This window comes from Pseudoduganella lutea (assembly GCF_004209755.1).
Taxonomy (GTDB): domain Bacteria; phylum Pseudomonadota; class Gammaproteobacteria; order Burkholderiales; family Burkholderiaceae_D; genus Rugamonas; species Rugamonas lutea.
On the sequence record NZ_CP035913.1, the window covers coordinates 6,462,799 to 6,486,759 of the forward strand.

Annotated in this window: 15 protein-coding genes and 3 tRNA genes; 13 read left to right on the top strand and 5 right to left on the bottom strand. The window is 65.2% G+C overall.

Annotated elements, in window-relative coordinates; translation table 11 throughout:
• Window positions 1–65: 65 nt before the first annotated feature.
• The 7 genes from clpX to EWM63_RS27245 all read left to right on the top strand — a co-directional run bounded on the left by clpX (window position 66) and on the right by EWM63_RS27245 (window position 7,429).
• Window positions 66–1,334 carry an ATP-dependent Clp protease ATP-binding subunit ClpX gene (clpX, locus tag EWM63_RS27215; RefSeq protein ID WP_130189323.1) on the top strand — a complete coding sequence of 423 codons (1,269 nt, stop codon included), beginning with the start codon at window positions 66–68 and terminating at the stop codon, window positions 1,332–1,334.
• 280 nt (window positions 1,335–1,614) lie between these two features.
• Window positions 1,615–4,026: an endopeptidase La gene (gene lon / locus EWM63_RS27220; RefSeq protein ID WP_130189324.1), complete on the top strand. Its 2,412-nt coding sequence runs from the start codon at window positions 1,615–1,617 to the stop codon at window positions 4,024–4,026.
• A 212-nt stretch (window positions 4,027–4,238) separates the two neighbouring features.
• Window positions 4,239–4,511 carry an HU family DNA-binding protein gene (locus tag EWM63_RS27225; RefSeq protein WP_107142294.1) on the top strand — a complete coding sequence of 91 codons (273 nt, stop codon included), beginning with the start codon at window positions 4,239–4,241 and terminating at the stop codon, window positions 4,509–4,511.
• A 54-nt stretch (window positions 4,512–4,565) separates the two neighbouring features.
• Window positions 4,566–4,641, top strand: a tRNA-Val gene (locus EWM63_RS27230).
• Between the two features lie 54 nt (window positions 4,642–4,695).
• Window positions 4,696–4,772: transfer RNA gene (locus tag EWM63_RS27235), tRNA-Asp, on the top strand.
• A 58-nt stretch (window positions 4,773–4,830) separates the two neighbouring features.
• Window positions 4,831–4,907, top strand: a tRNA-Asp gene (locus EWM63_RS27240).
• A gap of 587 nt (window positions 4,908–5,494) precedes the next feature.
• Entirely contained in the window at window positions 5,495–7,429 is a 1,935-nt protein-coding gene (locus EWM63_RS27245; RefSeq protein WP_130189325.1) for a SurA N-terminal domain-containing protein, read from the top strand.
• A 77-nt stretch (window positions 7,430–7,506) separates the two neighbouring features.
• Here EWM63_RS27245 and mnmH read toward each other — a convergent pair whose 3' ends face one another.
• Window positions 7,507–8,562 carry a tRNA 2-selenouridine(34) synthase MnmH gene (gene mnmH, locus EWM63_RS27250; RefSeq protein ID WP_130189326.1) on the bottom strand — a complete coding sequence of 352 codons (1,056 nt, stop codon included), beginning with the start codon at window positions 8,560–8,562 and terminating at the stop codon, window positions 7,507–7,509.
• Window positions 8,559–9,155 carry an arylesterase gene (locus EWM63_RS27255; RefSeq protein WP_130189327.1) on the bottom strand — a complete coding sequence of 199 codons (597 nt, stop codon included), beginning with the start codon at window positions 9,153–9,155 and terminating at the stop codon, window positions 8,559–8,561. The genes mnmH and EWM63_RS27255 overlap by 4 nt, the downstream gene beginning before the upstream one ends.
• Before the next feature lie 223 nt (window positions 9,156–9,378).
• Here EWM63_RS27255 and EWM63_RS27260 point away from each other — a divergent pair, with 223 nt between their 5' ends.
• Window positions 9,379–10,017: an ABC transporter ATP-binding protein gene (locus tag EWM63_RS27260; protein ID WP_229487997.1), complete on the top strand. Its 639-nt coding sequence runs from the start codon at window positions 9,379–9,381 to the stop codon at window positions 10,015–10,017.
• 12 nt (window positions 10,018–10,029) lie between these two features.
• Here EWM63_RS27260 and EWM63_RS27265 read toward each other — a convergent pair whose 3' ends face one another.
• Window positions 10,030–11,577, bottom strand: a complete 1,548-nt coding sequence (locus EWM63_RS27265; RefSeq protein WP_130189329.1) for an NAD(P)H-hydrate dehydratase — start codon at window positions 11,575–11,577, stop codon at window positions 10,030–10,032.
• Window positions 11,578–11,656: 79 nt separating this feature from the next.
• On the opposite strand from EWM63_RS27265, the gene EWM63_RS27270 reads away from it, so the two are divergent.
• Window positions 11,657–15,277, top strand: coding sequence for a hydantoinase B/oxoprolinase family protein (locus EWM63_RS27270; RefSeq protein WP_130189330.1), 3,621 nt, complete (start codon window positions 11,657–11,659; stop codon window positions 15,275–15,277).
• Window positions 15,278–15,308: 31 nt separating this feature from the next.
• Here EWM63_RS27270 and EWM63_RS27275 read toward each other — a convergent pair whose 3' ends face one another.
• Window positions 15,309–15,494, bottom strand: a complete 186-nt coding sequence (locus EWM63_RS27275; RefSeq protein WP_130189331.1) for a type II toxin-antitoxin system antitoxin — start codon at window positions 15,492–15,494, stop codon at window positions 15,309–15,311.
• 17 nt (window positions 15,495–15,511) lie between these two features.
• On the bottom strand, window positions 15,512–16,381 hold the full coding sequence (locus EWM63_RS27280) for an SPFH domain-containing protein (protein ID WP_130189332.1): 870 nt from the start codon (window positions 16,379–16,381) through the stop codon (window positions 15,512–15,514).
• Window positions 16,382–16,580: 199 nt separating this feature from the next.
• On the opposite strand from EWM63_RS27280, the gene EWM63_RS27285 reads away from it, so the two are divergent.
• From EWM63_RS27285 to purL, 4 genes are all read left to right on the top strand, one after another.
• Window positions 16,581–17,792, top strand: coding sequence for an efflux RND transporter periplasmic adaptor subunit (locus EWM63_RS27285; RefSeq protein ID WP_130189333.1), 1,212 nt, complete (start codon window positions 16,581–16,583; stop codon window positions 17,790–17,792).
• Window positions 17,789–18,466: an ABC transporter ATP-binding protein gene (locus EWM63_RS27290; RefSeq protein ID WP_165390955.1), complete on the top strand. Its 678-nt coding sequence runs from the start codon at window positions 17,789–17,791 to the stop codon at window positions 18,464–18,466. Before EWM63_RS27285 ends, EWM63_RS27290 begins: the two co-directional genes overlap by 4 nt.
• Window positions 18,463–19,686: an ABC transporter permease gene (locus tag EWM63_RS27295; protein WP_130189334.1), complete on the top strand. Its 1,224-nt coding sequence runs from the start codon at window positions 18,463–18,465 to the stop codon at window positions 19,684–19,686. Before EWM63_RS27290 ends, EWM63_RS27295 begins: the two co-directional genes overlap by 4 nt.
• Before the next feature lie 215 nt (window positions 19,687–19,901).
• Entirely contained in the window at window positions 19,902–23,933 is a 4,032-nt protein-coding gene (purL, locus tag EWM63_RS27300; RefSeq protein WP_130189335.1) for a phosphoribosylformylglycinamidine synthase, read from the top strand.
• The last annotated feature ends 28 nt before the right edge of the window (window positions 23,934–23,961 follow it).

Consider the following 23,961-nt stretch of genomic DNA (forward strand, 5'->3'; position numbering starts at 1 on the left):
GCTCATTCAGCGGCACAGTCAGCAATGCGTGCAGCACCCATTCTTGTAACTAAAGAAAACGTCCCATGTCCGACAAAAAATCTTCCAGCGGCGAAAAACTTCTGTACTGCTCCTTCTGCGGCAAGAGCCAGCACGAGGTCAAGAAGCTGATCGCCGGGCCCTCCGTCTTCATCTGCGACGAGTGCATTGATTTGTGCAATGACATCATCCGCGACGAGACGTCCAGCATCGAATCCGTTACGGGCGCCAAGTCGGACCTGCCGACGCCCCACGAAATCGCCGAGCTGCTGAACCAGTATGTGATCGGCCAGCAAACGGCGAAGCGCATCCTGTCGGTGGCGGTGTACAACCACTACAAGCGCCTGAAACACCTCGGCAAGAAGGACGACGTCGAGCTGGCCAAGAGCAATATCCTGCTCGTCGGCCCGACCGGTTCCGGCAAGACCCTGCTGGCGCAAACGCTGGCGCGCATGCTGAACGTGCCGTTCGTCATCGCCGACGCCACCACGCTGACCGAAGCCGGCTACGTGGGCGAAGACGTTGAAAACATCATCCAGAAGCTGCTGCAGAGCTGCAACTACGATGTGGAAAAAGCCCAGCGCGGCATTGTCTACATCGATGAGATCGACAAGATCTCGCGCAAGTCCGACAACCCGTCGATCACCCGCGACGTGTCCGGCGAAGGCGTGCAGCAGGCGCTGCTGAAGCTGATCGAAGGCACGATGGCTTCCGTGCCGCCGCAAGGTGGCCGCAAGCATCCGAACCAGGATTTCGTGCAGATCGACACCACGAACATCATGTTCATCTGCGGCGGCGCGTTCGACGGCCTGGCGAAGATCATCTCGAACCGTTCGGAAAAGAGCGGCATCGGCTTCTCCGCCACCGTGAAGAGCCAGGAACAGCGTTCCAACAGCGATATCCTGCTGGAAGCGGAACCGGAAGACCTGATCAAGTTCGGCCTGATCCCCGAACTGGTCGGCCGCCTGCCGGTGGTGGCCACGCTGGCCGAGCTGACGGAAGAGGCGCTGATCCAGATCCTGGTCGAGCCGAAAAATGCGCTGATCAAGCAATACGGCAAGCTGCTGGAAATGGAAGGCGCGGAACTGGAAATCCGCCCGGCCGCGCTGCACGCGATCGCCCGCAAGGCGCTGGCCCGCAAGACCGGTGCCCGTGGCCTGCGTTCGATCCTGGAACATGCACTGCTGGACATTATGTATGACCTGCCGAATCAGCAGAATGTCACGAAAGTGGTTATCGACGAAAACACCATTACCCAAGGTGCAAAGCCGTTGTTGATTTATCAGGAGTCGCCAAAAGCGTCCGGCGAGAATTGATTTATCAAGAAACCAAGGCCTGCACACAGGTCGAAAAAAGCGTTTTGCATCCTTAGAGCAACGCAGTACAATCGAAACCAATAAGAGAAGCAGGCTTCACTCGAAAAGCCACTCGCGGCGCTCGTCGCGCGTGGCTTTTTTATTTTCTGCTGACTTTTAGAGCAGCGCCGCCAATGTTTTCAGCAAAGTTAATGTGTTGAGAAGAATTATTCTGGCGGCGGGTCTTGTGATTCGGCTGCGAGTGCCTACATCATAAACATGCTTTTACATAAGGTACGCCATGACAACTTCCAAATTAACTGAGCAGACCCAACTGCCGTTGTTGCCTTTACGGGATGTCGTCGTTTTCCCGCATATGGTGATACCCCTGTTCGTGGGGCGTCCAAAATCGATCAAGGCGCTGGAAGCGGCAATGGAGCAAGGCAAGAGCATCATGCTTGCCGCACAAAAGGCTGCCGCAAAGGACGAACCTTCTCCCACCGATATTTATGAAATCGGCTGCGTTGCCAACATCCTGCAAATGCTGAAGCTGCCCGACGGTACCGTGAAGGTGCTGGTCGAAGGCGCGCAGCGCGCACGCATCCGCAAGATTACCGATACGCCCACGCACTTCGTGGCCGAGCTGCAGCCTCTCGATTCCGAAATCGGCGACGATTCCGAGATTGAGGCGATGCGCCGCGCGATCGTGCAGCAGTTCGACCAGTACGTCAAACTGAACAAGAAAATCCCGCCCGAGATCCTCGCTTCGCTGTCGGGCATCGATGACGCCGGCCGCCTGGCCGATACGGTGGCCGCCCACCTGCCGCTGAAGCTGGAACAGAAGCAGGTGATCCTCGAGATCTTCAATGTCGCCAAGCGCCTGGAGCACCTGCTCGGCCAGCTCGAAGGCGAGCTCGATATCCTGCAGGTCGAAAAGCGCATCCGTGGCCGCGTCAAGCGCCAGATGGAAAAGTCGCAGCGCGAGTACTACCTGAACGAACAGGTCAAGGCCATCCAGAAGGAACTGGGCGAAGGCGAAGAGGGCGCCGATTTCGACGAACTCGAGAAGAAGGTGCAGGCCGCCAAGATGCCGAAGGAGGCACTGGACAAGGCCAATGCCGAGCTGAAGAAGCTGAAGCTGATGTCGCCGATGTCGGCCGAAGCCACTGTGGTGCGCAACTATATCGACACGCTGGTGTCGCTGCCTTGGAAGAAGAAATCCAAGGTCAACGGCGACCTGTCCAACGCCGAGAAGGTGCTCGACACGGATCACTATGGCCTCGAGAAGGTCAAGGAACGCATCCTGGAATACCTCGCGGTGCAGCAGCGCGTGGACAAGCTGAAGGCGCCGATCCTTTGCTTCGTCGGCCCTCCGGGTGTCGGCAAGACGTCGCTGGGCCAGTCGATCGCCCGTGCCACGAACCGCAAGTACGTGCGGATGGCGCTCGGCGGTGTGCGCGACGAAGCCGAGATCCGCGGCCACCGCCGTACCTACATCGGCTCGATGCCGGGCAAGGTGCTGCAGTCGCTGGCGAAGGTCGGCGTGCGTAATCCGCTGTTCTTGCTGGACGAGATCGACAAGATGGGCGCGGACTTCCGCGGCGATCCGTCGTCGGCCCTGCTCGAGGTGCTGGATCCGGAACAGAACCACACGTTCTCGGACCACTACATCGAGGTGGACTTCGACCTGTCCGACGTGATGTTCGTGGCCACGTCGAACTCGTACAACATCCCGCCGGCGCTGCTGGACCGGATGGAAGTGATCCGCCTGTCGGGCTATACCGAGGATGAAAAAACCAGTATCGCGCTGCGCTACCTGCTGCCGAAGCAGATCAAGAACAACGGCCTGAAGGAAGGTGAAGTGTCGGTCAGCGAAGCGGCCATCCGCGACGTGATCCGCTACTACACCCGCGAAGCCGGCGTGCGTTCGCTGGAACGCGAAGTGTCGAAGATCTGCCGCAAGGTCGTCAAGCTGCTGCTGCTGAAGAAGACCGAGAAGAAGGTCATCGTCACGCCGAAGAACCTCGATAAATTCCTGGGTGTGCGCCGCTATGATTTTGGCGTGGCCGAGAAGGAGAACCAGGTGGGGCAGGTGGTCGGCCTTGCCTGGACCGAGGTCGGTGGCGACCTGCTGACGATCGAATCGGTTGCGATGCCAGGCAAGGGCGCCGTGCTGCGCACCGGCACGCTGGGCGACGTGATGAAGGAATCGATCGAGGCTGCCCGCACGGTCGTCAGGAGCCGCGCGCAGCGCCTCGGCATCAAGCCGGAAGTGTTCGAGAAGCAGGACATCCACATCCACGTGCCGGAAGGCGCGACGCCGAAGGACGGTCCGTCCGCCGGTATCGCGATGACGACGGCGATGGTGTCGGTGTTCACCGGCATTCCGGTTCGCGCCGACGTGGCGATGACGGGCGAGATCACGCTGCGCGGCGAGGTATTGCCGATCGGCGGCCTGAAGGAAAAGCTGCTGGCGGCTCACCGCGGCGGTATCAAGACGGTGCTGATCCCCGAGCAGAACGTGAAGGACCTGGCCGAGATTCCGGACAACGTCAAGAACAAGCTCGAGATCGTGCCGGTGCGCTGGATCGACAAGGTGCTGGAAATCGCCCTGGAACGCCAGCCGGAACCGCTCGCCGAAGTGCCTGCCGTGGAGCCGGTCGCGGCAGCCACGCAGAAGGCGGATGGCCCGACGGAAGTGGTCAAGCACTGACGTTTTACGGCGCGTCGTGAAAAACAGGCACCCGAGGGTGCCTGTTTTGCGTTTCAGAGGGTGTTTTTTACATATTGACGCCTTGACACAGAGCAAGCCCGGCTTGTTTAATACGGCCTGAGATTTTTCTCTGCCTTGAAAGTACCGCTTTCGTCCTGAAAAACGAAATAAACGGTATAAACGATTTAAACCTTTGTGACGGGGAACAAGCTGTGAACAAGACTGAACTGATCGACCATATCGCCACTTCCGCTGATATCTCCAAGGCGGCCGCGGCGCGTGCCCTGGACGCGATGATCGATGGCGTAACCACCACTCTGGCCAAGAACGACAGCGTTACCCTGGTCGGCTTCGGCACCTTCATGGTGAGCGAGCGCGCTGCCCGTACCGGCCGCAACCCGCGCACGAAGGAAGAGATCACGATCGATGCAGCGAAAGTACCGAAATTTAAGGCTGGTAAAGCGCTGAAAGATGCAGTAAACTAATTGCCTTCGGTGAGCAGCCCTGCTGTTCACCGGTCTGGTCGAATGACCGGCAACGGGCGCTTAGCTCAGTTGGTAGAGCGGATCCCTTACAAGGATTAGGTCGGGAGTTCGAGCCTCTCAGCGCCCACCAGCAGTTCAAGTTGCTGCTGTGAAGTAACGATGTAAACAGTATTGTGCGTTTGCTGGAGCGGTAGTTCAGTTGGTTAGAATACCGGCCTGTCACGCCGGGGGTCGCGGGTTCGAGCCCCGTCCGCTCCGCCAGCTACAGTGCGCAGACATCAAATGCAGTAAATCGTTTCCGCTAGCGGAGACACTACCGGGAGCGGTAGTTCAGTTGGTTAGAATACCGGCCTGTCACGCCGGGGGTCGCGGGTTCGAGCCCCGTCCGCTCCGCCAGAATCAGAAAAAGAAGCCTGCGAAAGCAGGCTTTTTTTCGTCCTGATTCTGGCGCAGCGGAGGACTCCCCCTGCGAGGAGTCCGGCGGGGATCGAAGGGAGTAAGGCAGGGGTTTCGCGAAGCACTGCTTCGCGCCTGCCGAACGCCGCAGCCATGCAGGGCTGCGGCTCGCTTACCAGCGATTCTGCGGCCGGCAGGATGTCGGCGAGTCCCGTCCGCGATGCCAGCCCAGCCGGGCTGGCTCGTCCGTTCTCCCTCATTCTCCAGTGCTCCCCCGCAGGGGATCACGACCGCGCGAAGCCCCGCTTCGCGTAGGCGCAGCCAAGCCTGCTCAGCCACCCGGCATGCGTCCCGCCAACCGCAGGTTCCACGGGCCGCACGCGCGTCCGTCCCACCTGTCGCCAACCGCACGCTCCGCCGGCCGCACGCGCGCCCGTCCCACGTTCCCCACCCCACTCAACCTTGCCGAAAATTCAAATGCTCACCTTGCTACATCGGAACACCGCCCCTATAATCGCGTGAGCAGCGAAAGGGGCGAACGCTAACGTTCGCCTTTTTTTTGTAATGCATAACCTGATAAATTGGCCATGTTTGAATTCATACGTACGCATCAAAAACTGATGCAGATTTTGCTGGCGATCCTGATCATTCCATCGTTCGTGTTCGTTGGCGTGCAGGGCTACGAAAGCATGGGCGACAGCGCGACGACGCTCGCCAAGGTCGACGGCAAGGTCGTGACCCAGCAGGAGTTCGATAACGCGCTGCGCCGCCAGCTGGACCAGTACCGCCAGCGCTTCGGCGAGCAGTTCGACCAGAAGATGTTCGACACCCCCGAGTTCCGCCAGAGCGTGCTGGACAACCTGATCGCGCAACGCGCCGTCACGTCCGAAGTCGTGCGCGGCCACCTGACGGTCAGCGACGCGGCACTGCAAAAGGCCATCCTCGACAGCATCAAGGATATTCCCGGCATGATCACGCCGGAAGGCAAGGTCGATATCGAGCGCTACCGCGCAACGCTGGCCAACAACAGCGGCCTCACGCCGGAAGGCTTCGAGCAGACGATGCGCCATGACATGGCTGTCCAGCAGCTCGTCAGCGGCATCCAGGGCACGGCGTTCGCGCCACGGACCGTGACGAAGCTGGTCACCGACCTGACCGAACAGGAGCGCGACGTGCAGGAACTGGCGATGCCTCTGCAGCAGTTCGTGGCCAACGTGAAGGTCACCGACGAGATGGTCAAGGCATACTACGACAAGAACGCCAAGCAGTACGCCGTGCCGGAGCAGGCGCGTATCGAATATGTGGTGCTCGATGCCAAGGCGATCGAAAGCCAGGTCAGCGTGACCGACGAGGAAGTGGCGGCGTTCTACAAGTCGAATGCCACCCGCTACACGGCACCGGAAGAGCGCCGCGCCAGCCATATCCTGGTGGCCGTCAACAAGGATGCCAAGCCGGCCGACAAGGCCGCCGCCAAGGCCAAGGCCGAAGCGATCCTGGCCGACCTGAAAAAGGCGCCGGGCACGTTTGCGCAGGTCGCCAAGGCGAAGTCGGAAGATCCGGGTTCGGCCGAGCAGGGCGGTGACCTGGGCGTGATCGAAAAAGGCTCGCTGGTGCCATCGGTGGAGCAGTCGATCTTCGCGCTGAAGCAGGGCGAGATCAGCAACGTCGTCGAATCCGAATTCGGCTACCACCTGATCACCGTGACGTCGCTGAAGCCATCGGTCGTCAAGCCGCTGGACGATGTGAAGACGGACATCGCGGCCGACCTGAAGAAGCAGAAGGCCGGCAAGAAATATTCGGAAGTGGTGGAGACCTTCACCAACACCGTGTATGAGCAGGCGGACAGCCTGAAGCCCGTTGCGGACAAGCTGGGCCTGAAGATCGAGACGGCCGACAACGTGACACGTACCCCGGCCGCGGGTGCCGCGCCGGCACCGTACAACAACGCGAAGTTCCTCACCGCGGTGTTTGCCGACGATGCCGTCAAGAACAAGCGCAACACCGAAGCGGTCGAAGTGGCGCCGAGCACGCTGGTTTCCGGCCGTATCGTCGAATTCAAGCCGGCATCGCAACAACCGCTGGCCAACGTGGCTGCGCAGATCCGCCAGCGCGTGACGATGGAAGAAGCGCTGAAGGCCGCCAAGGCTGCGGGCGAGGCCAAGCTGGCTGCGCTGAAGAAGGCCGACGATGCGACTGGCTTCAGCCCGGTCCAGAAGGTCTCTCGTGCCAACGCCCAGAACCTGCCGCAGCCTGTCGCGCGTGCCGTGCTCAAAGCCGACGTGTCGAAGCTGCCGGCCTACGTGGGCGTGGAGCTGCCGGGCATGGGCTATGGCATCTACCGGATCGGCGCCGTGCACCAGCCTGCCGCCGCCGACGAAGCGCGCCTGGCGTCGGCCCGTGAACAGATCGGCAATATCGTCGCCCAGCAGGACATGCTGAACTACGTCGAAGTGCTGAAGGAAAAGGCCAAGGTCAAGATCATGCGTCCGCTTACCGACGCGAAGGCCGGCGACGCCCAGTAAAGGCGGCGTGCAGCCAACGAAAAAAGCCACCCTCGGGTGGCTTTTTCATTGCGTTTTCATTGCGTGCGCGCGATGACTCAGTCTTCGTGCAGGGACCGCGCGGCGGCCAGGAAGGAAGCCGGCGAGATGTCCGGCAGTTCGACGGCGCGAGCCTGGTCGTACTGCGTGAAATTGCGCTGGATCGAACGGGCGTAGGCCGGGTCATAGTGATCGACGAGCAGTTCGTCGACGAGTTCCGGCATCCGCCCCTCGGTCGCCATGTGCTGCCACTTGCCGATCCGTTCCTTGCCATGCAGGTCGGTCAGGTAGGAGAGCTGCGTGTTCAGCGCCGGGGCATTGCAGGCGAAGTGCTGGTAGTCCTCGATCAGCAGCTGTACGCGGTGCTCGCGCGCTACCTGCAATGCGACGCACGGCGAGGCGCGCATGCGCTCCATCAGCGCGGCGGGAACGCGCAGCGCACCCACCTTCTTGCTTTCCGATTCCACGAAGACCGGCAGCGCCGGGTCGAAGCGGCGCAGCCGGTCCCAGATCGACGTCTCGAACGCCTTTTGCGTGGGCTGTGGCTGGCAGGGCAGGTTGCCCAGCACCGAACCACGGTGCGCCGCCAGCTGCTCCAGGTCCAGCACCTGGGCGCCGATCGATTCCAGCGTGTCCAGCAGCCGCGTCTTGCCGCTGCCGGTGGTGCCGCAGATCACGCGGAAGTCCAGTTCCGGCGCATGCTCCAGGTCGGCGTTGACGCGGTTGCGGAATGCCTTGTAGCCGCCCTCGAGCTGCACCACCGGCCAGCCGATCTTCGCCATGATATGCGCCATCGAGCCGCTGCGGTTGCCGCCGCGCCAGCAGTAGACCAGCGGCTTCCACTCGCGCGGCTTGGCGTGCCACAGCGTGTCGATATGGTGGGCGACGTTCGCCGCCACCATTGGCGCGCCGACCTTCTTGGCTTCGAAAGGGCCGGCCTGCTTGTACAGCGTGCCCACGACGATGCGCTGCTCGTCGTCGAGCACCGGGCAGTTGATTGCGTTCGGCAGGTGATCGAGCGCGAATTCGGCCGGGGTGCGCACATCGATGATGGTGTCGAAGTCGTCGAGCCGGGCCAGCACGTCGTCGATGGGGAGGATTTCGGGATACTTCATTGCGTCCTTAGGATGGGCAGCAGGTGCGGCCAGATATTGTTCAGGATGAGGGGATGGGCGGTGGCCAGCGGGTGGATGCGGTCGGCCTGGAACAGCTCCATCTTCTCGGCCACGCCATCGAGCATGAACGGCGCCAGGGCCACTTTCTCGTCGCGGCTGATCGCCTTGTACATCGCGAAGAATTTTTCCGAATAGTCGCGGCCATAGTTCGGCGGAATGCGGATGCCGACCAGCAGCACGCGCGCACCCGCGCCCCGCGCCGCCTTCACCATCGCGCGCAGGTTGCCGTCGGCGGCAGGCACAGGCAGGCCGCGCAGCCCGTCGTTGGCACCCAGTTCGAGCACCACGTAGTCCGGCTGGTGCTTCTTCAGCAGCGCCGGCAGGCGTGTACGGCCACCACTGGTGGTCTCGCCACTGACGCTCGCGTTGACGATGCGGATATCGAGTTTCTGCGCCCGCAGCTTGCCCTCGAGCAGCGCGACCCAGCCGGTACCCCGCGCCAGGCCATATTCGGCGGACAGGCTGTCGCCCACCACGAGCAGCGTTTTTGGGGCAGAATAGGCGCTCGCCGGGCTGCCCCACAGCAGCAGCATGGCGCAAAGGCACGAACAGAACCGCGAACCGATTCCGGAACTGATTTTTTCAACCAAGCCAAGCAGACCTTCGACCATGCCAGATTTTCCTCACGCGACCAGCAATTTCATTCCAAGCTCGCCTGCAACGTCGCACAATAATGCGCACGACAATGCGCACGACAATGGGCACGGCGCCGGCGCCGGCGCCGTGGCCGGCGCGGCGGCGATCGCGGTAACGGGCCTGACCAAGCGCGTAGCCGATGCAAGCGGCGAGCTCACCATTTTGCACAGCGTGGATTTTACCGTGCAAAAGGCCGAGACGCTGGCAATCGTGGGCGCATCCGGATCCGGCAAGTCCACGCTCCTCGGCTTGCTGGCTGGCCTCGATACGCCGAGCGATGGCAAGGTGCTGATCGATGGCACGGATATCTTCGCGCTCGACGAGGACGGCCGCGCCGCCCTGCGCAAGGCCAAGCTGGGCTTCGTGTTCCAGTCCTTCCAGCTGCTGCCGCACCTGACGGCGGTGGAAAACGTGATGTTGCCGCTCGAGCTGGCCGGTGATGGCGATGCCCGCCCGAAGGCCGAGGCCATGCTGGGACGCGTGGGCCTGGCGAGCCGGTTGAAGCATTATCCGAAATACCTGTCCGGCGGCGAACAGCAGCGCGTGGCGTTGGCGCGCGCCTTTGTCACGCAGCCACCATTGCTGCTGGCGGACGAGCCGACGGGCAGCCTCGATGCCGCCACCGGCGAAGCCGTCATCGCATTGATGTTCGAACTGAATCGCGAGCACGGTTCCACGCTGGTCCTTGTGACGCACGACCCGGCAATGGCGGCGCGCTGCGGCCGCACGATCACGATCGCCGCCGGCCGCCTCGTGTAGGTCGATCGCTGTTCAGCGCGACCGCTGGGCGGCCGGCTGGGTGTGCTGTTGCGCCACGAGCCGGTTCAACTCCACGCGCATCGTGGGAATCAGTTCGCTGGCCGTCAGGCCGATCGGCCCGGTGCCTTCCGCCACCAGCATGTCGGCCGCGATGCCGTGCAGCCAGACGGCGGCCAGCGTCGCTTCCCAGCCGGGCCAGCCCTGTGCCAGCAGCGCCCCGGCCAGGCCGGCCAGCACGTCGCCGGTGCCCGCGGTGGCCAGGCCGGCATTCCCGGTCGGATTGATCGCAACCCTGCCGTCCGGTGCGGCGATGACGGTGCCCGATCCTTTCAGCACGATGCAAGCGTTCAGCATCGTGGCCAGTGTGCGGGCGGCCGCAAGGCGATCGGCCTGCACCGCGTCGATCGGCTTGCCCAGCATGCGTGCCGCTTCGAGCGGATGGGGCGTGGCCAGCGTGGGCGCGGCGCGGCTCGCCACGGCGCCTCGCAGCGCTGGATCCGCCGCGAGCAGGTTGAGCGCATCCGCGTCGAGTACCAGCGGCTGCCGTGATGCCACCGCGCGTGCCAGCAGGCGTGCGGCCTCGTCACCGTTGCCGAGCCCAGGCCCGGCCACGGTCACGCCGCCGGCGAAGTCGATATCCCGTGCGGGTCGGCACATCAGTTCGGGCTGTCCCGCATCCACGGGCAGCGGTTCGCCCGCAAAGCACAGGTAGACGCGGCCCGCGCCGCCCTGCAGCGCGGCCCTGCCGGCCAGCACGGGGGCGCCGGCCATGCCCGGTGCGCCACCCAGCACGAAGACATTGCCATAGCTGCCCTTGTGGCTGTTGTGGCGCCGCACGCGCGCATGGCGTGCGAAGAACGCCGGATCGTTCAGGTGCATCGACGCCGGCGGGAGCGATGCCGCCGGCAGGTCCAGGCTGGCGACGATGATGTCGCCGGCGTGGTCGCGACCGTCGCAGGTGTGGAGGCCGGGCTTGTCGCCGATGAACGTGATGGTGTGTGTGGCGCGCACCGCGCGGCCGCCGATATTGCCTGTCTGGCCGGCGCCGACGATGCAGCCAGTATCCGCATCGAGCCCGCTGGGCACGTCCAGCGCGAGGATCGGGCAGGAGAGCGCGTTGACGGCGTCCACCAGCGCGCCGGGCACGCCGTCGAGCGGGCGTTGCAGGCCGATGCCGAACAGGCCGTCGACCACGAGGTGCCAGTCGCGGGCCGCGATGGCCTCCGGCGGAAGGTCCACGAAACGGGCCGTGCTGGCCTCGGCGCGCTGCAATGCCCGGTCCCGCTCGGGCGCCGAGGTGCGCGCTGGCGCAAGGTGAACGATGGAGACGTGGGCACCGGCATGCGCCAGGTTCGCGGCGACCTCGAAGGCGTCGCCGCCATTGTTGCCGGGCCCGGCCAGCACCAGCACGCTGGCGCCGTCGGTGGCAAAAGGCAGCAGGTCGAGGGCCGTGTCCGCGCCGGCGCGACCGGCGCGTTCCATCAGCGTGCCGCCGGGCAGGGCTGTGGCGCAAAGGCGTTCGACATCGCGGATCTGGGCAACGCTGTACAGGGGATTCATGGCCGGTGCACCGAAGGGATGGGAGCCGATAGAATAGCGCTTTTCCCGGGCAACGCGTTTCCCTCACGACGGAGCAGGCATGGACTGGCAATTCTGGATCGACCGCGGCGGCACCTTCACGGACATCGTTGCGAGGCGGCCGGACGGCACGCTGGCCACGCACAAGCTGCTGTCCGAAAACCCGGAGCGTTACCCCGATGCGGCGCTGGCCGGCATAAGGCACCTGCTTGGCGTCCCGGCTGGGGAACCTGTGCCGCCGGGGCTCGTCGGCGCGGTCAAGATGGGAACCACGGTGGCCACCAACGCGCTGCTCGAACGCAAGGGCGAGCCGACAGCGCTGGCGATCACCCGCGGCTTCGGCGATGCGCTGCGCATCGCTTACCAGAACCGCCCTCGGTTGTTCGACCGCCATATCGTGCTGCCCGAGCTGCTGTATGGCCACGTGGTCGACATCGATGAACGCGTGGGCGCCCACGGCGATATCGTGATCCCGCTCGACGAGGCGGCGGCACGGACGGCATTGCTGGCCGCGTACGGGCGTGGCTTCCGCTCGCTCGCGATCGTCTTCATGCACGGCTACCGTTTCACGGCGCACGAAAAGGCCGTGGCCCGCATCGCCCGCGAAGTGGGCTACACGCAGGTTTCGGTCTCGCACGAGGCCAGCCCGCTGATGAAGCTCGTCGCGCGCGGCGATACGACCGTGGTCGATGCCTACCTGTCGCCGATCCTGCGCCGCTACGTCGACCGGGTGGCCGCCGAGCTGCCCGGCGTGCGGCTGCAGTTCATGCAGTCGAATGGCGGCTTGACCGATGCACGCGCGTTTCACGGCAAGGACAGCATTCTCTCCGGGCCGGCCGGCGGCATCGTCGGCATGGTGCGTGCCAGCCGCCTCGCCGGCTTCGACAGGATCATCGGCTTCGACATGGGGGGCACCTCCACCGACGTCTCGCATTATGCAGGCGAGTTCGAACGCGTGTTCGAGACGCAGGTGGCCGGCGTGCGCATGCGCGCGCCGATGATGAGCATCCACACGGTGGCGGCCGGCGGTGGCTCGATCCTGCACTTCGATGGCAGCAGGCTGCGCGTGGGGCCGGACAGCGCGGGCGCCGATCCCGGCCCGGCCAGCTACCGGCGCGGCGGGCCGCTGGCTGTCACCGACTGCAATGTCATGCTGGGCAAGATCCTGCCCGCCGAGTTCCCGCACGTGTTCGGTCCTGGTGGCGACCAGCCGCTCGACGCGGACACGGTGCGCGAACGCTTTGCGGCACTGGCCACGGAGATCGGCCAGGCCAGCGGCGCTGCGCCCGCGCCGGAAGCACTGGCGGCCGGATTCATCGAGATTGCGGTCGGCAACATGGCCAACGCGATCAAGCAGATCTCCGTGCAGCGTGGCCACGACGTGACCGGCTACGCGCTGACCAGCTTTGGCGGCGCCGGCGGCCAGCACGCCTGCCTGGTGGCCGACGCACTGGGCATGAAGACCGTGTTCATCCATGCGCTGGCCGGCGTACTGTCCGCCTATGGGATGGGCCTGGCGGACCAGGCGGTGCTGCGCGAGCAGGCGATCGAAACGCGGCTCGCCGGGTCCGCGCTGCCGGCGCTGCATGCGGCGCTGGATGCGCTGGCGGCCGATGCGCGCGCCGAATTACTCAGGCAGGGCGCCGACGACGGCCACATCGTTGTCGTGCGGCGCGCGCACCTGCGCTATGAAGGCACGGACTCCGCGCTCATCGTGCTGTTCGACGAGGAGGAGGGCATGCGCGCGCAATTCCTGGACGCCTACAAAAGACGTTTTTCCTTCCTGATGCAGGACCGGGCCCTGATCGTCGAGGCGGTGTCGGTCGAAGCGATCGGCAAGGCCGAGGCACCGGCCGAAGCGGCGGCGGCCGCGCCGACTGGACGATTGCCCGAACAGTCGCCGCGTAATGACGCAGCGCCGCCCCACCGCACCGTGCCCATGTTCAGCGCCGGCCAGTGGCGCGACACGAGCCTGTACCGGCGCGACGCCTTGCGCAGCGGCGACGTGCTGCGCGGCCCGGCCATCATCGCCGAAGCCAATGCCACCACGGTCGTGGAACCCGGCTGGCAGGCGCAGGTGACACCGCAGGATCACCTGGTGCTCACCCGGATCGAGGCGCTGCCGGCGCGCCGCGCGATCGGCACGACGGCCGATCCGGTCATGCTGGAAATCTTCAACAACCTGTTCATGTCGATCGCCGAACAGATGGGCCTGCGCCTGCAGAACACGGCGCATTCGGTGAACATCAAGGAGCGCCTGGATTTTTCGTGCGCGATCTTCGATGGCGACGGCAACCTGATCGCCAACGCACCGCACATGCCCGTGCACCTTGGTTCGATGGGCGAAAGCATCAAGCGTGTGATGCACGCCAACGCGGGCGCGATGCGCCCTGGCGACGTGTACATGTTGAACGATCCCTACAATGGCGGCACGCACCTGCCGGACGTAACGGTCATCACCCCTGTCTTCGACGCAACGGGCATGGACATCCTGTTCTATGTGGGCTCGCGCGGCCACCATGCCGATATCGGCGGCACCACGCCCGGCTCCATGCCGCCCGATTCGCGCACCATCGAGGAAGAGGGCGTGCTGATCGATAACTTCAAGCTGGTCGATGGCGGCGCGCTGCGCGAGGCGGAAACGCGCGCGCTGCTGGCCGGCGCGCGCTACCCGGCACGCAATCCCGACCAGAACCTGGCCGACCTGCGCGCCCAGGTCGCCGCGAACACCAAGGGCGTGGAGGAATTGCGCCGGATGGTGGCGCACTTCGGGCTGGACGTGGTGCGCGCCTACATGGGCCACGTGCAGGACAACGCCGAGGAAGCGGTGCGGCGCGTGATCGGCGCGCTGCGCGACGGTGCATTCACGGTCGATCTCGATAATGGGGCACGGATCAGCGTGGCCGTCACGGTCGACACGGCGTCGCGCAGCGCCACGATCGATTTCACCGGCACGTCGCCCCAGTTGGACAATAATTTCAACGCGCCGTCCGCCGTCTGCATGGCCGCGGTGCTGTACGTGTTCCGCACGCTGGTGGACGACGACATTCCCCTCAATGCCGGGTGCCTCAAGCCGCTGCGCGTGATCATCCCGCCCGGCTCGATGCTTAATCCACGCGCGCCGGCCTCGGTTGTTTCCGGCAACGTGGAAACGTCGACGTGCATCACGAACGCGCTGTACGGCGCCCTGGGCGTCATGGCGGCGTCGCAGGGCACGATGAACAACTTCACGTTCGGCAGCAGCCGGCACCAGTACTATGAAACGATCAGCGGCGGCTCCGGCGCCGGCGCCGGGTTCGACGGCACCGACGTCGTGCAGACGAACATGACGAACTCACGCCTGACCGATCCGGAAATCCTGGAGTTCCGTTTTCCGGTGCGGGTCGACAGCTACGCGATCCGGCAGGGCTCGGGCGGTGCCGGCCGCTGGCGCGGCGGCAATGGCGGCGTGCGGCGCATCCGGTTCCTGGAACCGATGACGGCGGCGATCCTGTCGAACAACCGGATCCATGCGCCATTCGGCATGGCCGGCGGCGCGCCTGGCGCGCTGGGCAGGAATACCGTGGAGCGGGCCGCTGGCGGCGTCGAGGAACTGGGGCACATCGGCAAGGTAGCGATGCAACCCGGTGACGTGTTCGTCATCGAAACGCCGGGGGGCGGGGGCTACGGCACGCCGACGTGAGTCAGTCCGATATGAGTCAGTCCGATATGAGTCAGTCTTCATCGCCGCCGGGTGGCGCCGGCTGCACCTTGATGCCGCGGCGCGCCAGGGCCTCGCGCAGCAGGAACTCGATTTCCGCGTTCACGCTGCGCAGGTCGTTCGCGGCCAGCCGCTGCAGCTCGGCCCACAAGGCCGGGTCGATCCGCAGCGGGTAGGCTTTCTTTCCAGGACTCCCCATGGTGCTCAGTCCATCATTCAGTTATACAGGGTGCCTGCGTTGATGATCGGTTGCGCATTCTGGTCCGAGCACAGCACCACGAGCAGGTTGCTGACCATCGCCGCCTTGCGCTCCGGGTCGAGTTCCACGATGTCGCGTTCGGCCAGCGCCTTCAATGCCGCATCCACCATGGTGACCGCGCCGTGCACGATCTTGGCACGCGCACTGATGATGGCCTCGGCCTGCTGGCGGCGCAACATGACCTGGGCAATTTCCGCGGCATAGGCCAGGTGCGTGAGCTTGGCATCGACCACTTCCACGCCGGCCGCCTCGAAGCGGGCTTGCAGCTCGCTGCGCAATGCATGGGCCACTTCGCTGGCACCCGCGCGCAGCGTGGTTTCGCCTGCCGCCAGGTCGTCCGCTTCGTCATAGGCGTATTGCGAGGCCAGGTGGCGCAATGCGGCTTCGGCCTGGATCGACACATAGCGCTCGAAATCATCGACCTCGAACACGGCCTGCGCCGTATCGCGCACGCGCCACACGACGGCGGCGCCGATCTCGATCGGATTGCCGCGCCGGTCGTTCACTTTCAGCGTGGCCACGTTCAGGTTGCGCGCGCGCACCGTCAGCTTGCGCTTGCGGTAGAAGGGAAATGCCCAGCGCAGGCCCTCGTTGCGGTCGGTACCGACATATTTGCCGAACAGCGTGAGGATCGCTGTCTCGTTCGGCTGCAGCATGAACAGGCCGGCGCCGAGGAAGATGCCGGCGACGATCATCAGCAACCCCGGCAACACGAGAAAGCCGCGCAGCGCCAGCCCGCCCCCGATGACGAGCAGAATGCCCAGGGCGCCCGCCGCATAGCCGTTGACCGACGTGAACGGCGCTTCCTGCCTGACCTGTGTACCCATCTGGATCTCCCTGGAATTATATGAAAGTGATATCACTTTAAGATCACTGTATCGGCTTGTCAAGGGAGAACCGGCGTTGGCGCGGCCCGATCATGTCAGTGATCGTTGGCGGGGCAGTGACTTTCCGAGAGAAATCCGCAACCTCGCGCAGCTAGAATGGGGGACGCCGGAATGGCCGGCCCGAATATGGAAATCTCCAGTGCAAGCTCCAGGGCGCCGCAAGCTGATCATTGCAATGCTGGCCGTCGCGTGTGTCGCGGCGCCGCTCGGCTATGGCTACCTGAACGCCAAGCCCGCCCGCGAAGCGGAACTGGCGCGCGTCGCGCAACGCGAAATCCGCGCCACCGTCCTGGCCACGGGGCAACTGGTGTTCCGGCAGGAAGTGCAACTGTCCGCCGAGGTCATCGGCAAGGTGGCCGCCGTGCTGGTGAAGGAAGGCGACGGCGTGCAGAAGGGCCAGGTCCTGCTGCGGCTGGATCCCACCGTCTACCTCGCCGAGGTGGCCCAGCAGGAAGCGAACCGGCGCAGCGCCTCGATCGCGATCGAGCGGGCGCAGATCAACGTCGCCAACCAGCAGCGCGCGCTGGACCGCGCCCAGCGCCTGTACCAGGCGAAGTTCATCGATATCTCCAGGCATGACGACGCAGTGCACCAGGCCGATCTGGCACAGGTGGAATTGCGCGCCAGCCGCGAGGCGCTCGGCCAGGCGGAAGCGTTGCTGTCCCAGGCGCGGGAGCGGCTGGCGAAAACGGAAGTGCGCGCGCCGATCGACGGCACGGTGACCGCGCTGCCGATCAAGGTAGGTGAAACCGCCGTGGCCAGCACCACGGGGATTGCCGGCTCGTCGCTGATGACGATCGCCGACATGGGCGCGATCATCGCCGAAGTGAATGTCGATGAAGCCGATATCGCCCAGGTGGCTGCCGGCCAGCCCGCGAAGGTATTCCCGGCCGCCTACCCGGAGCAGCCGATCGCCGGCCGGGTCGAGCAGATCGCCATGGCGCCGCGGGTGGCACCGCCGGGTGCCGCCGCGCAGGGCCGCAGCTACGTGGTCAAGCTGCGGCTCGACGAAACCCGGCCGGCGCTGCGCTCGGGCATGACGTCGCGCGTGGAGATCGCCGCCGGCACCACGGTGAAGCGCCCGGCAATCCCGCTCCAGGCGCTGATGAACGAGCCGCAGGGCAGCCGCGGCGCCATCGGCGGGTACTACGCGTTTGCCGTGGTCGATGGCCGGGCCGTGCGCAAGCCGGTGCAGGTTGGCGTCTCCGACGATACGAACCAGGAGGTGCTGAAGGGCCTCGCGGTGGGCGACACGGTCGCCGTGGGGCCGGCGCGATTGCTGCGCGAACTGCGCGACGGCGACCCCGTCATTGCGGCGCCGGTCGCCGGGCCCGCGGGAGGAGGGCGTTGATCCGCCTGCAGGGCCTGGGCAAGCATTACCGCATGGGCGACCAGACCGTGCATGCGCTGCGCGACATCGATCTGGTAATCGAGCGCAACGAACTGGTGGCGTTCATCGGCGCATCGGGTTCGGGCAAGTCGACGATGATGGGCATCATCGGCTGCCTGGACCGCCCCAGCAGCGGTACGTTCCTGCTGAACGGCAGTGCGGTGGCGCACATGAGCGACGATGAACTGGCGCGCGTGCGCAACCGCGAGATCGGTTTCGTCTTCCAGAGTTTCCACCTGCTGCCGCGCATGTCGGCACTGGACAACGTGGCCCAGCCGCTGGTCTACCGCGGCATCGCCCCGGTAGAACGCCGTGACATGGCCATGCAGGCGCTGCAGCGGGTGGGACTGGAGGCGCGCATGCACCACCGACCCAACGAACTGTCCGGCGGCCAGCGGCAGAGGGTGGCGATCGCCCGTGCGCTGGTGGGCGCACCGGCGCTGCTGCTGGCCGACGAGCCGACCGGCAACCTCGATTCGGCCACCACGCGCGACATCCTGGCGCTGATCCGCGATGTGCACGCGGCCGGCCAGACGGTGGTGATGGTGACGCACGAACCGGACATTGCCGCGCAGTGCTCGCGCGTGGTGCGGCTGCAGGATGGCCGGATCGTGTCCGATACGGGCGCGGCATGACGATCCTGCTGCGCGAAAGCGTGCGCTCGGCGCTGGCGTCGATCCTCGCCCACCGGCTGCGCAGTTTCCTCACGGCGTTGGGCATCATCATCGGCGTGGCGTCGGTGATCACGGTGATCTCGCTGATCCAGGGGCTGTCGAAGAGCGTGTCGGACCAGTTCGCCGGGCTGGGCGGCACCAGCGTGACGATCCGGGCGTATAACGACATGAAGGACCAGATGCGCGGCAAGGTCAACTACCTGCGGCTGGAAGACGTGGAGCAGATCCGCCTGCGTGGCGAGAGCATCCGGCACGTGAGCCCGGTCTTCACGCCCGGCTTTGCCGAAGTGCGCTACCTGGGCGCCACGACGACGGCGCGGGTGACAGCCACGTCGGCCAGCTACCAGGACGTGAACCAGCGCTATACGCGGCTGGGGCGTTTCATCACCGAGCCGGACGACGCACGGGCGCGGCGCGTGGCCGTGATCGGCGAAGACCTGGTCGCCGAGCTGCACCTGCCGGCGGACCCGCTCGGCAAGTTCATCTTCTATGGCGGCGAATGGTTCAAGATCGTGGGCGTGCTGGAAAAGCAGGGTGCCGTCTTCGGCATGTCGCAGGATAACTACCTGATCATCCCGTTCAAGACCGGGCGCAGCATCATGGGCAACAACCGCCGGCTGAATCTGTCGATCACGGTGGCGGTCGACCAGCTGGCCGACCTGGATGGCACGATCCGGCAGTTGTCCGCCGTGATGCGCACGGCGCACCGCCTGCAGCCGGGCCAGCCCGACGATTTCGAGATCCAGTCCGCGGAACAGCTGGCGCAGAGTTTCGAGAAGATCAGCATGATGGTGACGCTGGTCATGGGCGGCGTGGTCGGTATCGCGCTGCTGGTGGGCGGCATCGGCATCATGAACATCATGCTGGTGTCGGTGAAGGAACGCACGCGCGAGATCGGCATCTGCAAGGCGCTCGGCGCGCGCAGCCGCGACATCCTGGCGCAATTCCTCGTGGAGGCGGTCATCCTGGCCACGCTGGGCGGCCTGATCGGGCTGGCGCTGGGCTACGTGCTGGGAGCCGCCATCGCCGCCCTGATCCCGGACTTCCCGCCGGCCGTCGTGCCCTGGTGGGCCGTGGCACTGTCGCTGCTGTTTTCCGGCGGCGTCGGCATCGTGTTCGGCGTGATGCCGGCCCGGCAGGCGGCGCGGCTCGATCCGATCGAGGCCCTGCGCTACGAATAAAACGGCTGCTTTCTTTCCTGGTGGATACGGCACATGCCACCGGTGCCGGGGTTTCACTCGGGTTTAGCCCTATAAACTGCCCGTTGAAACAGGTATAATGCCGGCAAATCAACCAGCCCATTCAGCGCTGGCGCACTTCGAGAGCCCGTGGTTTCTATTGCCGTGCCCATTTTCTTCTTAATCCGCAGCCCTGCTGCATCGACTCGCTCCCAACCATGTTGATACTCCCGGGCTCCAACGCCCTGTCCGCATTCCGTAGCCAGCGTCTTCTCTCCCAACTGCAAGCCGTGGTGCCCGCCGTGACGGCGGTCCAGGCCCGCTATGTCCACTTCGTCGACACGCCATCGGCCCTGTCCGACGAGGACCGTGCGCGCCTGGATGGCCTGCTGACCTATGGCGAACCGGCCCACGCGGACATCGACGACGGCGCGGTCGAGTCGTTCGTGGTGATCCCGCGCTTCGGCACGATCTCGCCCTGGGCGTCGAAGGCCACGGATATCGTGCACAACTGCGGTATGACGTACATCCACCGCGTGGAGCGGGGCGTGGCGTATCGCGTGGTGCTCAAGGGCGGCATCCTGGGCACGAGCCTGGGCGCCGCCAAGGGCCTGAACGCGGAACAGCTGCAGGCCGTGGTGGCACTGCTGCATGACCGCATGACGGAATCGGTGCTGCGCGACCCCAGCCAGGCGGCCGGCCTGTTCGCCAGCCTGGAAGGCAAGGCGCTGGAAACCGTGGACGTGCTGGGCAATGGCCGCGAAGCACTGGTGCGCGCCAACACGGAACTGGGTCTGGCGATGTCGATTGATGAGATCGATTACCTGAACGACGCGTTCACGGCGGCGGCGCGCAACCCGACGGACGTGGAACTGATGATGTTCGCGCAGGCGAACTCCGAGCACTGCCGCCACAAGATCTTCAATGCCGACTGGACCATCGACGGCACGGCGCAGGACCGCTCGCTGTTCAAGATGATCAAGAACACGCACGAGAAGCAGCCGAAGGGCACCATCGTCGCGTACTCCGACAATTCGTCGATCATGGAAGGCGCGACCGTGACGCGTTTCTTCCCGCGCGGCGAAGGCCATGAATACGGCGCGTCGACGGAACTGGTCCACACCTTGATGAAGGTGGAGACGCACAACCACCCGACGGCGATCTCGCCCTTCCCGGGCGCTTCCACCGGTGCCGGTGGCGAAATCCGCGACGAAGGCGCGACCGGCCGTGGCGCCAAGCCGAAGGCCGGCCTTGCGGGCTTCACCGTATCGAACCTGATGCTGCCCGACGCGGTGCGCCCGTGGGAGAATGCGTCCAATGTCACGGCGAAAGATGGCGCTACCGAGGCGGCGTACGGCAAGCCGGAACGCATCGCTTCGCCGCTGCAGATCATGATCGACGGCCCGCTGGGCGGCGCCGCGTTCTCGAACGAATTCGGCCGCCCGGTGCTGGGCGGCTACTTCCGCACCTATGAGCAGAACGTGGGCCACGCTGTCTACGGCTACCACAAGCCGATCATGATCGCCGGCGGCATCGGCAACATCTCGGCGCAGCACACGCACAAGAACGATATCCCGGTCGGCAGCCTGCTGATCCAGCTGGGCGGCCCGGGCATGCGCATCGGCATGGGCGGCTCGGCCGCGTCGTCGATGGCGACGGGCACCAATACGGCCGACCTGGACTTCGATTCAGTACAGCGCGGCAATCCGGAAATGGAACGCCGTGCCCAGGAAGTGATCAACGGCTGCTGGCAGCTGGGTGAAAACAACCCGATCATCTCGATCCACGACGTGGGCGCGGGCGGTTTGTCGAACGCGTTCCCGGAAATCACGAATGACGCCAAGCGCGGCGCGATTTTCGACCTGCGCAAGGTGCCGCTGGAAGAATCCGGCATGGCGCCGAAGGAAATCTGGTCGAATGAATCGCAGGAGCGCTACGTGCTTGCGATCGCGCCAGGCGACCTGGACACGTTCCGCGCGCTGTGCGAACGCGAGCGCTGCCCGTTCGCCGTGGTCGGCACGGCCACCGAGGAACGCCAGCTGAAGCTGATCGATCCCGAGAACGGCAGCAATCCGGTGGACATGCCGATGGACGTGCTGCTCGGCAAGCCGCCGAAGATGCACCGCGACGTACAGCATGTGGAGCGCGAATTCCCGGCCATCGACCTTACCGGTGTGGAGCTGGAAGAGGCCGCGCGGCGCGTGCTGCTGCAACCGACCGTGGGCGACAAGAGCTTCCTGATCACGATCGGCGACCGCACCGTGGGCGGCATGTCCGTGCGCGACCAGATGGTCGGCCCGTGGCAGGTGCCGGTGGGCGACTGTGCCGTGACCACGCTGGCCTACGAAGGCTATGTCGGCGAGGCGATGGCGATGGGCGAGCGCACGCCGCTGGCCGTCGTCGACGCGCCGGCGTCGGGCCGCATGGCCGTGGGCGAGACGGTCACCAATCTGGCCGCGGCGCCGATCGCGGATATCGCGTCGATCAAGCTGTCGGCCAACTGGATGGCCGCGTGCGGCCAGCCGGGGCAGGATGCCGCGCTGTTCGATACCGTGAAAGCCGTGGGCATGGACCTGTGCCCGGCGCTGGGCATCTCGATCCCGGTGGGCAAGGATTCGCTGTCGATGCGTACAACATGGGCAGAAGGCGGGTCCGACGATGGCGAACAGAAGGCTGTCGTGTCGCCGGTGTCGCTGATTGTCTCCGGTTTCGCGCCGGTGTACGACGTGCGCAAGTCGCTGACGCCGCAGATCCGCACCGACCTGGGCGAGACGGCGATCATCGTCATCGACCTGGGCCGTGGCAAGAACCGCATGGGTGCGTCGATCCTGTCGCAGGTGCTGGGCCAGTTGGGCAATGAGACGCCGGACGTGGACAGCGCCGAAGACCTGAAGGGCTTCTTCGCCGCCGTGCAGCAGCTGAACCGCGACGGCAAGCTGCTGGCTTACCACGACCGTTCCGATGGCGGCCTGTATGCCACGCTGGCCGAGATGGCGTTCGCCGGCCGCGCCGGCCTGTCGATCAATCTCGACATGCTGACGCTGGAAGGCGAGCACGCGGCCGACTGGGGCGATGCGAAGAACTGGGCCAGCCAGGTGGGCGAGCGCCGCAACGAACTGACCCTGCGCGCGCTGTTCAGCGAGGAACTGGGCGCCGTGATCCAGGTGCGGGCCGAGGAAAAATCGGCCGTGATGGACGTGCTGCGCTCGTTCGGCCTGGGCGCCTGCAGCCATATCATCGGCAAGCCGAACGACCGCGGCGTGATCGAATTCACGCGCGACGCCAAGCTGATTTACTCAAAGCCGCGCGCCGAGCTGCATCGCCTGTGGAGCGAAACGAGCTGGCGTATTTCGCGCATGCGCGAGAACCCGGCCACGGCGGACCAGGAATACGACCGCCTGCTCGACGAGCAGGACCCGGGCATGACGCCGAAGATCACGTTCGACCTGAACGAGAACGTGGCCGCGCCATTCCTCGCCACCGGCGCCCGCCCACGTGTCGCCATCCTGCGCGAGCAGGGTGTCAACTCGCACATCGAGACGGCGTGGGTGATGCACCAGGCGGGCTTCGCCGCGATCGACGTCCACATGAGCGACCTGATCGCGGGCCGCGTCAGGCTTGACGATTTCCAGGGCGTGATCGCCGTGGGCGGTTTCTCGTACGGCGACGTGCTTGGTGCCGGCGAGGGCTGGGCCAAGTCGATCCTGTTCAACCCGGCGCTGTCCGACCAGTTTGCCCGCTTCTTCGGCCGCACCGATACGTTCGGCCTGGGCATCTGCAACGGCTGCCAGATGATGAGCAACCTGAAATCGATCATCCCGGGCGCGCACGCCTGGCCGAAGTTCACGACGAACAAGTCGGAGAAATTCGAAGCCCGCTTCGCGCTCGTCGAGGTGCTCGATTCGCCGTCGATCTTCTTCCAGGGCATGACCGGCACGCAGACGCCGATCGCCATCGCGCACGGCGAGGGCTATGCGGACTTCAGCCAGACCGGCAGTCTCGACGAAGCAATCGCCGCGATGCGCTATGTGGACAACCGTGGCAACGCTACGGAAGCCTACCCGTTCAATCCGAATGGTTCGCCGCGCGGTATCACGTCGGTGACGACACCGGATGGCCGCTTCACCGTGCTGATGCCGCACGCCGAGCGCGTGTTCCGCACCGTGCAGCACTCGTGGGCGCCGGACGGCTGGGCCGAGGATTCGCCGTGGATGCGCATGTTCCGCAACGCGCGCAAGTTCGTCGGCTGATTGTCGGCTGAGCTTCGGCGCTGCATGA

Excerpts from the sequence above, each read along its gene's own strand:
- clpX (WP_130189323.1), top strand. The coding sequence starts at position 66 with ATGTCCGACAAAAAATCTTCCAGCGGCGAAAAACTTCTGTACTGCTCC.
- lon (WP_130189324.1), top strand. The coding sequence starts at position 1,615 with ATGACAACTTCCAAATTAACTGAGCAGACCCAACTGCCGTTGTTGCCT.
- EWM63_RS27245 (WP_130189325.1), top strand. The coding sequence starts at position 5,495 with ATGTTTGAATTCATACGTACGCATCAAAAACTGATGCAGATTTTGCTG.
- mnmH (WP_130189326.1), bottom strand. The coding sequence starts at position 8,562 with ATGAAGTATCCCGAAATCCTCCCCATCGACGACGTGCTGGCCCGGCTC.
- EWM63_RS27255 (WP_130189327.1), bottom strand. The coding sequence starts at position 9,155 with ATGCTGCTGCTGTGGGGCAGCCCGGCGAGCGCCTATTCTGCCCCAAAA.
- EWM63_RS27265 (WP_130189329.1), bottom strand. The coding sequence starts at position 11,577 with ATGAATCCCCTGTACAGCGTTGCCCAGATCCGCGATGTCGAACGCCTT.
- EWM63_RS27270 (WP_130189330.1), top strand. The coding sequence starts at position 11,657 with ATGGACTGGCAATTCTGGATCGACCGCGGCGGCACCTTCACGGACATC.
- EWM63_RS27275 (WP_130189331.1), bottom strand. The coding sequence starts at position 15,494 with ATGGGGAGTCCTGGAAAGAAAGCCTACCCGCTGCGGATCGACCCGGCC.
- EWM63_RS27280 (WP_130189332.1), bottom strand. The coding sequence starts at position 16,381 with ATGGGTACACAGGTCAGGCAGGAAGCGCCGTTCACGTCGGTCAACGGC.
- EWM63_RS27295 (WP_130189334.1), top strand. The coding sequence starts at position 18,463 with ATGACGATCCTGCTGCGCGAAAGCGTGCGCTCGGCGCTGGCGTCGATC.
- purL (WP_130189335.1), top strand. The coding sequence starts at position 19,902 with ATGTTGATACTCCCGGGCTCCAACGCCCTGTCCGCATTCCGTAGCCAG.